At 61.3% G+C, this 12,290-nt stretch carries 10 protein-coding genes; 8 read left to right on the plus strand and 2 right to left on the minus strand.

All coding sequences use genetic code 11. The features are described 5' to 3' along the window. Positions 1 to 201 precede the first annotated feature (201 nt). A complete protein-coding gene (locus LB547_RS27000; protein ID WP_140581298.1) occupies positions 202 to 2,499 on the plus strand; it encodes a GumC family protein in 2,298 nt (765 codons plus the stop codon). A 36-nt stretch (positions 2,500 to 2,535) separates the two neighbouring features. Here LB547_RS27000 and LB547_RS27005 read toward each other — a convergent pair whose 3' ends face one another. Next, the gene (locus LB547_RS27005) at positions 2,536 to 3,666 is read right to left on the minus strand and encodes a glycosyltransferase family 4 protein (protein ID WP_140633019.1); all 1,131 of its coding nucleotides are present in this window, start codon (positions 3,664 to 3,666) and stop codon (positions 2,536 to 2,538) included. Positions 3,667 to 3,732: 66 nt separating this feature from the next. Next, a complete protein-coding gene (locus LB547_RS27010; RefSeq protein ID WP_140498442.1) occupies positions 3,733 to 4,953 on the minus strand; it encodes a glycosyltransferase in 1,221 nt (406 codons plus the stop codon). 143 nt (positions 4,954 to 5,096) lie between these two features. On the opposite strand from LB547_RS27010, the gene LB547_RS27015 reads away from it, so the two are divergent. From LB547_RS27015 to LB547_RS27045, 7 genes are read left to right on the plus strand one after another with little or no spacing between them, the layout of a single operon-like run. Further along, complete coding sequence (locus LB547_RS27015) at positions 5,097 to 6,458, plus strand: polysaccharide biosynthesis/export family protein (protein ID WP_140763094.1); 1,362 nt, start codon at positions 5,097 to 5,099, stop codon at positions 6,456 to 6,458. Further along, on the plus strand, positions 6,455 to 7,117 hold the full coding sequence (locus LB547_RS27020; protein WP_140498444.1) for a sugar transferase: 663 nt from the start codon (positions 6,455 to 6,457) through the stop codon (positions 7,115 to 7,117). The genes LB547_RS27015 and LB547_RS27020 overlap by 4 nt, the downstream gene beginning before the upstream one ends. Then, positions 7,114 to 7,791: a PIG-L deacetylase family protein gene (locus LB547_RS27025; protein ID WP_140763097.1), complete on the plus strand. Its 678-nt coding sequence runs from the start codon at positions 7,114 to 7,116 to the stop codon at positions 7,789 to 7,791. The genes LB547_RS27020 and LB547_RS27025 overlap by 4 nt, the downstream gene beginning before the upstream one ends. A gap of 22 nt (positions 7,792 to 7,813) precedes the next feature. Then, positions 7,814 to 8,989 (plus strand): DegT/DnrJ/EryC1/StrS family aminotransferase, encoded by a 1,176-nt coding sequence (locus LB547_RS27030; RefSeq protein ID WP_140513507.1) that lies wholly within the window; start codon positions 7,814 to 7,816, stop codon positions 8,987 to 8,989. Beyond that, the gene (locus LB547_RS27035; RefSeq protein ID WP_140728636.1) at positions 8,986 to 9,996 is read left to right on the plus strand and encodes a thiamine pyrophosphate-dependent dehydrogenase E1 component subunit alpha; all 1,011 of its coding nucleotides are present in this window, start codon (positions 8,986 to 8,988) and stop codon (positions 9,994 to 9,996) included. The genes LB547_RS27030 and LB547_RS27035 overlap by 4 nt, the downstream gene beginning before the upstream one ends. A 3-nt stretch (positions 9,997 to 9,999) precedes the next feature. Next, positions 10,000 to 10,932 carry an alpha-ketoacid dehydrogenase subunit beta gene (locus tag LB547_RS27040; protein ID WP_140498448.1) on the plus strand — a complete coding sequence of 311 codons (933 nt, stop codon included), beginning with the start codon at positions 10,000 to 10,002 and terminating at the stop codon, positions 10,930 to 10,932. 6 nt (positions 10,933 to 10,938) lie between these two features. After that, complete coding sequence (locus tag LB547_RS27045) at positions 10,939 to 12,033, plus strand: NeuD/PglB/VioB family sugar acetyltransferase (RefSeq protein ID WP_140763100.1); 1,095 nt, start codon at positions 10,939 to 10,941, stop codon at positions 12,031 to 12,033. The last annotated feature ends 257 nt before the right edge of the window (positions 12,034 to 12,290 follow it).

Genomic DNA, 12,290 nt, shown 5'->3' on the forward strand with positions numbered 1-12,290 from the left:
GGGCCCGGGCCGGTTACGCTATCCTTTTGGATGATGTCGCCTTTGCGGCTAAGCCTCTTGAGCGCGATTGCGGCCGCGCAACCATGTTAAAACTGTCGTCGCGGTAAGTCGCGAATTCGATGTTGGGTAGCCTCCAGGTCCGATGTGGCAGGGCCGGCTTGGACCAGTCGAAGACAAAAAAAAGGGGCGGGATCTGTGAGCTTGATAGACGACAACAGCGTGTGGAGCCGTCTGGAACCATTTCTTCAAGAGCCGATCGAGCCGTCGAAGGAACGCACTTTCGGCCCGCGCGAGCTCTACACGCTTTTCCGAAGGCGCCTCCCCTTGATCCTTGCGGTCGTGACTACCGGCACCGCTCTCGCGCTCATCACGGCCGTGGAACTTCCCAAGACGTACACCGCTCGCTCGATGATCGTTGTCGAATCCGACGATCCCAATCCTCTCGACACCGCACAAGCGCAGCCTAATCAACAGCCCGACAAGTCGCGAATGGACACCGAGGCGGATCTGATCACCTCTCGTGTCTTTGCCAGCCTGGTCGTCGACAGACTGGACCTCATCAAGGACCCGGACTTCAACACCTATCTGAAACCAGCCGCGAGCCGAGCTTCCCCTTCGGATTCGGGCCCTGGACTGCTGTCACAGGCCGTCGGCTTGATCGTCTCGATACCGCGAGCGCTATGGAGCCTTGTCGCCGGCGCCGACCCGCAGGATCCCGCGTCGCTGCCATCGAAGGGGGTTCAGCAAGATCGGGCGATTTCATCGTATCTGTCGAGCGTTTCGGTTGACCGGTCCGGAGAGAGCTCGGCGATGACGATCTCCTTTTTCAATGACGACGCGTCGAGGGCGGCCCTGATAGCCAATGCGACGGCCAAACTGTTCGTGGAATGGTCCCGGGACAACAAGCGGCAGGACATCAAGGACGCCGTTAGCTTTCTGAGGCAGCAATCGACGGAGCTTGCGTCACGGATAGCCGCCATAGAAGGCCAGATCGCCCAATATGCGCGAGAACACGGCGTATCCAGCGATCCACGCGATGATCTGCTGCGCGCCTCGATCCAGCAAAGCAACGAGCAGCTCAGCACCGCCAGAGGTGAATACACGCAAGCGCAGGCGCGCCTCGCCCAGGTCAGGCTGGCGGCCAAGACCGGCGACGCGGGCGCCAACGTCGATCCCCTGCTCTCATCGGACTTCCTGACGTCCCTGCGCAACGACGAAGCGACGGCGATGAGGGATCGCGCGCAACTGGCCAGCAACTACGGGCGCAATCATCCCTTGGTCCAGGAGGCGGATGCAAAAGTAGCGGCCGTCCGCGCGATGATCTCTCAGGAGATGCTGCGTACGATCGCAATCTTGGAAAACGACGTCCGCGTCAACGAAGGCAGGGTCAACCAACTCGCGAAGACTTTGGAGGAGTCCAACGAGCAACTGCGGCAAAGGAGCCTGGCGGAAGCGAAGCTTCGGGAACTGAACAACCAATTGTCGACCGAGCAGAAGCTCTACGACCTCGTATCAGGCAGGCTTGGCAGCCTCGATCCGTTTTCCGAGGCGGTCGAGCCCGGCGTGCGGACGGTTTCCGCCGCCGAGATTCCGACGAGCCCTTCCTTTCCCAAACTTCGTTTGATGACGGCAGGCGGTTTCGCCGCGTCGCTGATCCTAGCCCTGATCCTTGTGCTGACGCTTGAAAGCATGGATGTGAGAATACGCGAGTCACAACGGGTATCGAAGCTTATCCGTGCGCCACTGCTGGCGTCGATTCCGCAACTGCCCAAGAAATTCCTGCAACGCGCCACGCCCCCTCTTGAAACCTTGTTGTCGCAACCACGGTCGGCCTTCTCCGATGCCTTCCGGTCGCTGTACATGGCCTGCACCCGGATGAACGGTGGCCGGAGCAAACAGGTGATCCTGGTCAGCTCAGGACTACCACAGGAAGGCAAGACAACGACGGCCATGGGCCTCGCCGTGGCAGCTGGAATGGACGGCGCCCTGACAGCGCTGATTGATCTGGATTTGCGAACCCGCAGCATCCATAGCGCCATGCAGTTTGGGCCCGCCGACAAGACACTCAACGACTACCTACATGGTGGTTGCACCCTGGCAGAGATCGTTCAGACGCTTCCTGAAGTTCCGCGACTGGATGTGCTGGCGCCATCTGCCGACGACCAGACCTTGCCTGAATTCCTCAATTCCAGCCAATTCGCGAAATTGCTGGAGGCGTTCCGGCTCGAATACGACGTGGTGATCATCGACGCGCCGCCTGTGCTCGTCGTCGAAGACGCAATCAGGATTGCCGCCTCGGTGGATACCGTCGTGGTCGTGGCCGCGTGCGACAACACCACGCAAGAGGCTCTCTCCCAGGTTGTCGAGCGCCTGCGGTTCGCCGGCGGTCCATCGATCGGCTGGGTGTTCAACCGCGTCGACCCCTTCCGACAGGCCCGTGGTGCCCTGCGGAAAGCCTATTTGAAACGGCAGCAGATTCGTCGTTATTTTCCCGCTTGACCGCCATCGGCCGCGCGGCCGATCAGGCGCGGCAGACTATATCCCCATCGCCTCGAGCAGGGTTTGGTTCACCTTGTGAACATCGAACCGGTCTTCCGCGAGCTTTCTTGAGTTGGCGCCCATTTTTGCGGCGAGTTCCTCATCCTCGAGAAAAGCCCGCTGCGCCGAGGCGAGAGCTTCCACGTCTCGCGGCTCGACCCGGAAACCGTTCTCGCCCTCGATCACCGTTTCTTGACAGCCAGGGGCGTTGGTCGTGATTATCGGCCGACCGGTCGACAAGGCTTCCAGCGCGCTGCGGGGAATGCCCTCCCTGTAATAGGACGGCAACACGAACACGGTGGACGCGGTCAAATAGGGACCGACGTCGTGTGTTTCGCCGAGATATTCAACGGCGCCTTCCTTGGTCCACTGGTCCATTTCGGCTTTCGAGATGGAGAGGGGACTGGGATCGAAGGGCCCGAGAATCTGAAAGCGTGCAGCGCGGTACTTGGTCTTCAGGATACGCGCGGCGGCAGCAAACTCGGCAATTCCCTTTTCGCGAAGCAAGCGAGCGATCAGAAGGAAGACGGGAGGCCCTGAAGGTGGGGGGCTTGCGGCAAACAGTGTCAGGTCCACTCCTGAACCTGGGATCATGATCACCGGCGTCGTCGCAGAAACCATCCCATGGCGCCGGATGTCGGAAGCGTCGGCGTCATTGTAAGCGAAAACTGCTTCGCAGCCGACCAGAGCCGAGCGGTAGAGACCAATACTCAACCGGCGCAAAATGGTTGCGCGCAGTCCCGTCATGCTGCCGCTGAATATGAAGCCGAAGCCTGTAAAGAGCGCAAACCGGCGCGGTACACGGGCAAGGCGGGCAGCCAATCCACCATAGATGATCGGCTTCATCGTATACGCCAGGACGATTTCGGGCGCCAAGCCGCGAATGAGCTTGTAAAGCGCCTTGAGCGTTCGCAAATCGGCCAGCGGACTGGTACCCGTCCTGGCCATCGGAATCCGTCGGAAGGTCACGCCAATTGCCTTGAGACCGGCGATCGCCCGCTCATCTTCATCGGGGGCGAGCGCAATGACATCATGCCCCGCAGCGACCATGGCCTTCAACAATTCGAGACGAAAGTTGACAAGCGAACGCGTCAGGCTCGCAATGACGACGATGCGCTTGCGGCGCATCGCATAGTCCACAGGGGCGCGAGGAGAATCTCGACCATTCATGTGCACAGCAACCACCAGCCGCTCCTATCGGATATGGCGACGACGCCCTAGAGCTGCTTCGTAGAGTTCCAGGTGCCGGCCGACGTAAAGGGAAAGCGAGAAGTTCTCCATGACGCGACGACGCGCTTGTTGACCCAAGGCGCGGCGCTCGGCCGGTTCAAGGCTGACAAGCCTGATCAATCCGGCGGCCAGAGCTTCACTATCTCCCGGTGGAACGACCACGCCGCTGTCGCCGACCAGCCAGCCGGAGTCGCCGACCGCGGTAACCACCGCCGGCACGCCGCTGGCCATCGCCTCGCCTACGGCAAGGGAAAATGCCTCGCCCCAAGCCGAGCAAAGCGCGTAGACGTCGAAGCCCGGCATGAGGTCGGCGATGTCAGCGCGGATGCCCGGCGTGGTAATGCGGTCGTCTATGCCGAGCTCACGGGCGGTGCGCCGCACCGGGCCGTCGGCATGTCCCTCCCCGATAAATATGCCCTGAACGTCGTATCCCTGTTCCAGGAGCCGGCTGATGGCGCGGACCAGGCTAACCTGGTCCTTCATGGGATGGAAGCGTGCCACATGGCCGATCATCAGCCGTCCGGGCGGCAAGCCGAACAGGCGGCGCAGCTTCGCACCGGCGTCGGCCGAGGGGGAAAATTGATCGCAATCCGTCCCGTTCGGGATAACCACCCTCCGGCGCGGATCAAAGCCCAGGCGCTCGTGATCATCGGCGGCGACGCGCGAGCAATATGAGATCGCGCTGGTGCGCCTCGACAGGCGGGCCGAGAGCCGTATCAATTGGCGCGTCAATGGTTTCTCGTCGGCGAGATCTCGAACCGTGTGATGGATGCTCCAGATGACCGGCGAGAAATTGAGCCCTAGCATCGAGCCGAGCGTTGCCGCGACGTTGCCGTGATACATCCATCCGTGAAGAAGATCGGGGGCCGCCCGTCTTATCGACCGCGTCAGCCGAACGACATCGCGCGGTCGCGGCCGTTCCGTCATGTCGAGCGAAACGAGCCCCGATCTTGTATATTCTACGTTTGCAGCCACCGGACCGGGTGAAAGCAGGGACAGAACTGAAGTCGAGAAGCGATTTTGGTCGACCTGGCCAAGAAAACGGGCAAGCATGACCTGAGCGCCGCCGACGTCGAGACTGGTAATGGTGTGAAGAACACTTGTGTGCACGCAAGCTTCCCAGCTGTCTGCGACGCTCCGCCCTGAGGAAGCATTCAATCGTCCGACAGTATCCAGCCGCACCATACGTTGGTTGCAGTCGACATCCAGTTAGCCAAATTAGGTGGGAACCAGACCGAAGGTTGTCACCGCTCCACCAAAGGTATGACTCATTGTCGTCGCGCAGGTGTCGCTAGGGTCTTTGCAGGAAAATTCTATGGTGGGCTTCCATGGCATCTTATTGCAATGCGGCGCGGAGCAGGCGATCGACAGGCGCGTGGACCAGTACATTCCTTGCGAAAGCACTGGGATTCTGCAGTATTGCGATCCTTGCGGTTGCGGCGATTCTGATTTCCCAGCTTGATGCCTGGGCTGCGGCGGACGATGACTACAAGGTTTCGGTCGGCGATGTGGTGTCGTTTGACTTCATCGACGACGCGCTTCCCGCCGAACAACTCACGGTCGCCAGCGATGGCGCGATCAACATTCCGCTGATCGGCAGCTTTGAAGTCGGCGGCCTGACGGTGCCCGACGCCTTGAGTCGTATCCGTAAGGCATTCATCGAGCGTGAACTCTTCAATGACCCGCATATAGCTCTTGCGGTGGTGAGCTTCCGCCCGATCTTCGTCCTTGGGGATGTAAAGGCGCCGGGCTCGTTTCCTTACCAGCCGGCACTGAATGTGGAGCAGGCGGTGGCGCTTGCGGGCGGCCAGTCGACCGGGGGAGCCACGGCGGAGGATCGCGTCGTAACACGCGCCCGGTTGCGCGGAGCTCTTGATGAAAGCGTGGTGGAGATCGCCAAGGAGGCGGTCGCCGCTGCGCGCATCAAGGCCCAATTGGCAAACAGCGACAAGATCTCGGAACTGGATCTGCCTGCCAAGATCAAGGGCCTCATGAACGCCAACCTGCTCGCGACGCTGCTTCCTACCGAGCAGCGCATCCTTGAAGCAGATCAACATGCGCTGACGACACGTCGCAAGCAGCTCTCGGCGGGGATCGAAGAAGTAAATGTTGCCCTCGCCAATGTTCAACAGCTTTCGGACATACAAAAGACAGTGATCGCTTCGGCACAGGCGGATCTCGATCGCATCAGGGGCCTCAACAAGAAAGGTCTCGTCACAATCACAGACCTCTCGAACGCCGAGCGCGAAGCGACCACGCAGCAATCCCATCTGCTTGAAATCTACAATCAGGCATCAACGGTGCGCCGCGAATTGAGCCAGTTGCAGCGCGACCTGGATGACGCCACCCAGACCTGGACACACACGGCGTTGACGGATCTCCAGGCCCACAACTCTGAAATCGAGCGCCTGATCGCGGTTCGAGAATCGACCGAGGAACAGATCCTGCTGTTGAGCTCGCTGGCCGCGGAGCAGACACGCAGCAACAACTCCATCACGTTCACCTACCAGATCCGCCGCAAGGTAAACGGCCAGACCGCCACAAAGGTGGCGACCCTCGACGATCCGGTTGCGGCCGGAGATACGATCCTTGTGTCAATAAACCGCCTGGATAGCGCCCAGGACACGACAAGCCGTTCAGCCACTACCTTGGCGACGACCTCTTCCGTCCAGGTCGGACCGTCGCAATGATCGGCCTCAGCACCCCAACAGCACGTTCCGGCGGCTGGACTGCGCGCGTTCCGCTTGGCCGGGCCATACCAAGCCGTATCGCCGCGGTGATCCTGTTGGTTCTCAGCCTGCCGCTATGGCTCGTGGCTGCTGCCATTGTCTGGGCCAGTGTCGGCCGTCCATTGTTTTTCCGCCAGTCTCGCAGCGGGCTGGAAGGTCGCCCGTTCGTGATCTGCAAGTTTCGTACGATGCATGAAGGGCGAGACGGGAATGGCATGCTGCTCCCCGACGCCTTGCGTGAGACGCCGGCCACGCGGTTGATGCGCTCCGTCCGCATCGATGAGCTGCCGCAGCTTCTCTCGATCGCCAGGGGGGACATGGCCTTCATGGGGCCCCGTCCGTTGCTCCCGGCCACCATCGCCGAATTCGGCGAGCTGGGGCGTATTCGTGGCACGGTCCGCCCCGGCCTGTCCGGATGGGCACAGGTGAACGGCAATACCCGCCTCACCAACAGCGAAAAGCTAGCGCTCGACCTCTGGTATGTGCGCAACCGCAGCCTGTGGCTCGATCTGCACATACTGGTTCTGACTGTCCAAGTGGCACTGTTGGGCGAACGCGTCGACCGCCGCCATGTCGACCATGCTTTGAAGGCTATGCCCGCCGGGACGGTCCGGCCATGAACCCAGCACTCGGTCGACTTCTGGTGATCGCACCGCATCCCGATGATGAGGTCCTGGGGTGTGGCGGCACGATAGCCCGGATGGCTGTGCAAGGCGCAGAAGTTCATGTCGCAGTGGTTACGCGAGGCAGCCCGCCCGCCTTCACAGAGGAGATGACGGAACGGGTTCGCAGCGAGGCCAAGGCGGCGCATGCCTGTTTGGGCGTGCAACAGACGCATTGGCTTGATCTGCCGGCTGCGCAGATCGCCGAGACGCCGCACGCGACGCTCAACAGGGCGCTGCTGACCCTGTTGCGGGATGTCGTGCCGGATACGTTGCTCATCCCTTTCGTCGGTGATGTGCACATGGACCACCAGCTGATCTTCCTGTCATCGCTGGTAGCGGCTCGCCCGACCCAATCTCAATATCCGCGGACGATCATGGCTTACGAGACCGTCTCCGAAACGAACTGGAATGCCCCCTATGTGACGCCGAGCTTCGTGCCGAACGTCTTCATAGACATCGCATCGACGCTGGACCGCAAACTCGAAGCTGCGTCGATGTTCGCCTCACAGATCAGAGATTTCCCGCATGAGCGTTCGATCGAAACCTTGCGGGCGCTTGCGATCGTCAGGGGCACCGCCGCCCATCTGAGGGCGGCCGAGGCCTTTGTCCTTCTGCGAAACGTCATTTGAATCCTAGCTGGAGTATTCTGCGATGAAACGCTGGCCAATCTACGACGAAGAACAAATAACCGATGTGGTAGAGGTTTTGCGATCCGGCCAGGTGAACGCCTGGACCGGCGACCATGTGAAGACCTTCGAACGCGCCTATGCGCGCAGCCTCGGCCGACGTCACGCGGTGGCGCTGGCCAACGGCTCGCTCGCGCTGGATCTTGCGATGAAGATTCTCCACATCGGCGCCGGTGACGAGGTGATCGTCACGCCCCGCAGTTTCGTCGCCTCCGCCGCCTGCGTCATGTTTGCCGGCGCCACGCCCGTTTTCGCGGATGTCGACCCGAGTTCGGGCAACCTTTCCGCCGAGACGATTGCGCCGAAGATAACGGCTCGAACAAAGGCAGTGATCGTCGTGCATATTGCCGGCTGGCCGTGCGACATGGCGCCGATCATGGAACTCGCAAAGCGCAGCGGCATAAAAGTCATCGAAGATTGCGCCCAGGCGCATGGAGCCGAATACAACGGACGACCGATTGGCTCCTTCGGCGACATAGCGGCGTTCTCGTTCTGCCAGGACAAGATCATCACGACGGGCGGCGAAGGTGGGCTTGTCGCAATGGACGACAAGAAATTGTGGCTCGCTGCCTGGAGCCTCAAGGACCACGGCAAGAACTACGATCTGGTCTTTGCCCCCCATAGGGCGACAGGGTTTCGCTGGCTGCATGACAGCATCGGCACCAACTGGCGCATGACATCAATCCAGGCAGTGCTTGGCTTGCGGCAGCTCGAGCGCCTACCCGACTGGACTCGCCAACGCGAGCGAAATGCCAGCATCTGGATGAGGACGCTTGCTGAATTGCCGATGCTGCACGCGCCCCAGCTCGGTTCGGAGCATAAGCATGCCTGGTACCGATGCTATTTCTATATCAAGCCCGAGATGCTGTCCCCCGGATGGTCGCGCGACGAGTTGATTGCGGCTATCAATGCGGCCGGCGTCCCATGCTTCTCTGGAAGCTGCTCTGAGATCTATCTTGAACATGCCTTCGCGGACGCCGGGGTAGCGCCGCCCGAACGTCTGCCGATCGCACGGCAGCTCGGTGAAACGAGTATGGCTTTTCTGGTCGACCCGTCCTGGACGACCGAGGAGACCATGGCTGCCGCGTCGACGGCGCGGTCAATCCTTGTTACGGCTTCGCGCCAGCTCGAGGCAGCATGACAAAGGAACGCGCGATCAGGAAGGATGAAACCGTTCCAGCGTCTTCTCTGGCAGAGCTGCAGATAGTGACGTCGTCAGCAGCGCGGAACCTCACCCTTGCCCCTACAGAGCGTGGTTTGCTCGGATTCGAACTGCCAGCCGCGGTTCGATTTTATCAGCAGATGATGCTCATCCGGCTCGTGGAGGAGCGCTTGCTCGATCTTTTTTCCCAAGGTCTCCTGTTCGGCACGACGCACACGTCCATTGGACAGGAAGCCAATGCGGTTGGCGTGATAAACGCTCTTGACCGGGACCGCGACATTGTCTGGAGCAACCACCGCTGCCACGGTCATTTCATTGCCTATTCGGGCGAAGTCGAGGGTCTGATAGCCGAGATCATGGGGCGTGTAACCGGCATTTGCGGCGGACGCGGCGGCAGCCAGCACCTGTGCTTCCGCAACTTCCACTCCAATGGCATCCAAGGAGGCATCGCACCCGTCGCAGTTGGTAGTGCGCTGGCGCGAAAGGACGAGGGCGCCGTCGCAGTGGTGTTCCTCGGCGACGGCACGATGGGCGAGGGAGCCGTATACGAGAGCCTGAACCTTGCGTCTGTTTTCGCCGCCCCGGTGGTCTTTGTGATCGAGGACAACGAGATCGCGCAGACGACGCCCAAGCATCTGACCGTCTCCGGTTCGATCGTCGCCAGGGCCGAGCCGTTCGGCGTCCGCACATTCGCCTATGACGGCAACGATCCGATCGCGATATATGAGCTCGCCCAAGAAGCCGTAGGCTATGTACGCGCCGAATCCCGCCCTTGCTGGCTCTACTTGCGAACCGAGCGGATCGGCCCCCACAGCAAGGGAGATGATACGAGGCCGGCGGAGCGTCTTGAGCAAGCTCGAGCCAGAGATCCCATACCCCCGATGCGCCGGCGCGTTGCCAACGCCGATGAGATCGACGCCTACTGCCTGAATGTCGTGGACCGCGCGGTCGAATCCGCCGCCGCGGCCGCCTTGGCGCGGGGTTGATCCATGCGTGTCGTCGAATCTATCAATCGCGCGCTACACGATCTCATGGGAGCCGATCTCCGTCTGGTGATTTTGGGTGAGGATGTTCTTGACCCCTACGGTGGCGCCTTCAAAGTCACCAAGGGTCTTTCGTCAGCCTATAAGGACCGTGTCTGGACCACGCCGATCAGCGAAGGCGGCATTGTTGGCATGGCGGCAGGCATGGCCATCAAAGGCCGGCCTGTGATCGTCGAACTCATGTTCGGAGACTTCATAGCCCTTGCTGCCGACCAGATCATCAATCACGTCGCCAAGTTCCGCTGGATGTACAACGATCAGGTTGAGGTCCCCGTCATCATCCGCGCTCCCATGGGCGGACGGCGCGGCTATGGGCCGACGCACTCGCAAAGTCTGGAAAAGCATTTTTGCGGCGTGCCCGGGCTGACGGTGCTTGCCACTCACGAGTATGCCGATCCTGGCACGCTTCTGCATCGGGCCTTCGCGTCGCGATCCCCTCACCTGATCATCGAAAACAAGGTGATGTATTCCAGGCCCGTGCTCGGACCCGACGCGCTTCCACGCCCGGCGGATGCAGATGTCGTGATCCTGACATATGGGGGTTGCGTCGAGCACGCTGTCGCGGCCGCAAAGAAACTCGCGCAAGAGGAGGAAATCGCGACCACCGTGGTGGCCGTCGAACAGCTGTCGCCCTTCCCTGGCGATGAGGTCCGAAGCCAGGTCGGCAACTGCACGCGTGTGGTCGCGGTGGAGGAAGGCTCTCCCGGCTGGGGCTTCGCGTCGGAGTGTGCGCGCGCGCTGATCGGCCGGGTCAGGCACTTCAGCGCATTGACCGGGCCCGATCACCCCATTCCCTCAAGCCGCGACTGGGAGGACGATCTGCTGCCGGGTGTGAACGCCATCCAGGCGGCCTGCATCGAGCTGTTCCAGAAAGGCTAAGCGTACATGACCGTGCTTGTCGAAGCCCCGCGGGTTAACGCCAACGAGGACAATCTCCAGCTCATCGAGATTCGGGTCGCACAAGGTGAAAGGGTCGAACAAGGCACCATTCTTTTCGTGCTTGAGACCACCAAGGCCGCAGTCGAGGTAGATGCTCCGGAGGCAGGAACTGTCGGCCTGCTGGACATCAAGGTCGGTGACTTCGTTCCTGTCGGCGCAACGCTTTGCAAAATCATCGACGAAAATTCGAATGTCGTTGTCGGGGAGACCAGCGCGGCCGATGTCGGGGCCAGCGAAGTCGCGATAACGGCTAAAGCCCGCAAGGCCGCATCCGAGCTCGGGGTCAACCTTGCGGACGTCATTCCGTCCAATGGCCGCATTGGCGAAGCCGAGGTGCGCGCTGCTGCCGGTCGCCGATCCGCCGCCAAGAGAGCCGAACCGGGCGAGCCGAGTTCCGTCGCTTTCTCCAGGCGGGCCGTCATCATCGGCGGCGGCGGCCACGCCGCCTGTTTGATCGATGCTCTCGATGGTGCCGGATACGATATCCTGGGCTGCACCGATCAAGCGTTGCCCGCCGGCCACCACGTCTGCGCCGGTATTTCGGTGATCGGCACGGAAGACTGCCTGGAGCGTTTGCTTGCGGAGGGCACGCGCTATGCTTTCATCGGCATCGGAGGCGCCCAGTCAAGCCAGGTGAGGCGGGCAATGTATGAACGCGCCACCGCAATGGGCTTCGTTCTGCCGCCTGTGATCCATCCTTCCGCGATCGTCTCCAAGGCGACCAGGATTGGACATGGCTGCCATATTTTGGCCGGCGCGAGCATCGGTCCGCGCTGTACGATCGGTAACAACGTCATCGTCAATCAGGGGACTATAGTCTGCCACGACAGCGTCGTTCAGGACAATGCGCACCTGACACCAGGCGCTATCATAGCCGGCGGAGTGGGCATCGGAGCCTTGACCGTCGTGGGAATGGGCGCAACGGTGCTCCTGGGCGTCCAGATCGGCGCCGACTGCCTGATCCACAACGGCGCGCACATCAGCGCCAATGTCGCAGACAACACCATCGTCGACGCGCAGGGCCGCCGCCATCTCCGCTAATGCATGTCGCCCAAGGCGATCTCCGGCTCGAGAAAGCGACATGGCGGGGCGGTTCGACGGGGCGGCTCTCGTGGCTGCGGCCGAGGGTTCGCCAATTCCGATCGGTGTCAGTCAAGCCGTACTTCGGTTGCGGTCCAGCGATCGCCCGCAATCAGCATCGGGCCTGGGTTAAATCAGTCCCGCAATGCGGCTGTTAGTCATCCGGTGGAGTTTTTCTGCGGCAGCCCACTACTTTTGGGCGGGGGTGTCCTTCGAAT

This window comes from Mesorhizobium sp. B264B1B (genome assembly GCF_020165765.1).
Lineage (GTDB): Bacteria > Pseudomonadota > Alphaproteobacteria > Rhizobiales > Rhizobiaceae > Mesorhizobium.

Bases quoted from the DNA above. Each gene is read 5' to 3' on its own strand.
- LB547_RS27045 (WP_140763100.1), top strand. From the start codon at position 10,939: ATGACCGTGCTTGTCGAAGCCCCGCGGGTTAACGCCAACGAGGACAAT.
- LB547_RS27040 (WP_140498448.1), top strand. From the start codon at position 10,000: ATGCGTGTCGTCGAATCTATCAATCGCGCGCTACACGATCTCATGGGA.
- LB547_RS27020 (WP_140498444.1), top strand. From the start codon at position 6,455: ATGATCGGCCTCAGCACCCCAACAGCACGTTCCGGCGGCTGGACTGCG.
- LB547_RS27015 (WP_140763094.1), top strand. From the start codon at position 5,097: ATGGCATCTTATTGCAATGCGGCGCGGAGCAGGCGATCGACAGGCGCG.
- LB547_RS27010 (WP_140498442.1), bottom strand. From the start codon at position 4,953: ATGGTGCGGCTGGATACTGTCGGACGATTGAATGCTTCCTCAGGGCGG.
- LB547_RS27005 (WP_140633019.1), bottom strand. From the start codon at position 3,666: ATGCGCCGCAAGCGCATCGTCGTCATTGCGAGCCTGACGCGTTCGCTT.
- LB547_RS27030 (WP_140513507.1), top strand. From the start codon at position 7,814: ATGAAACGCTGGCCAATCTACGACGAAGAACAAATAACCGATGTGGTA.
- LB547_RS27035 (WP_140728636.1), top strand. From the start codon at position 8,986: ATGACAAAGGAACGCGCGATCAGGAAGGATGAAACCGTTCCAGCGTCT.
- LB547_RS27025 (WP_140763097.1), top strand. From the start codon at position 7,114: ATGAACCCAGCACTCGGTCGACTTCTGGTGATCGCACCGCATCCCGAT.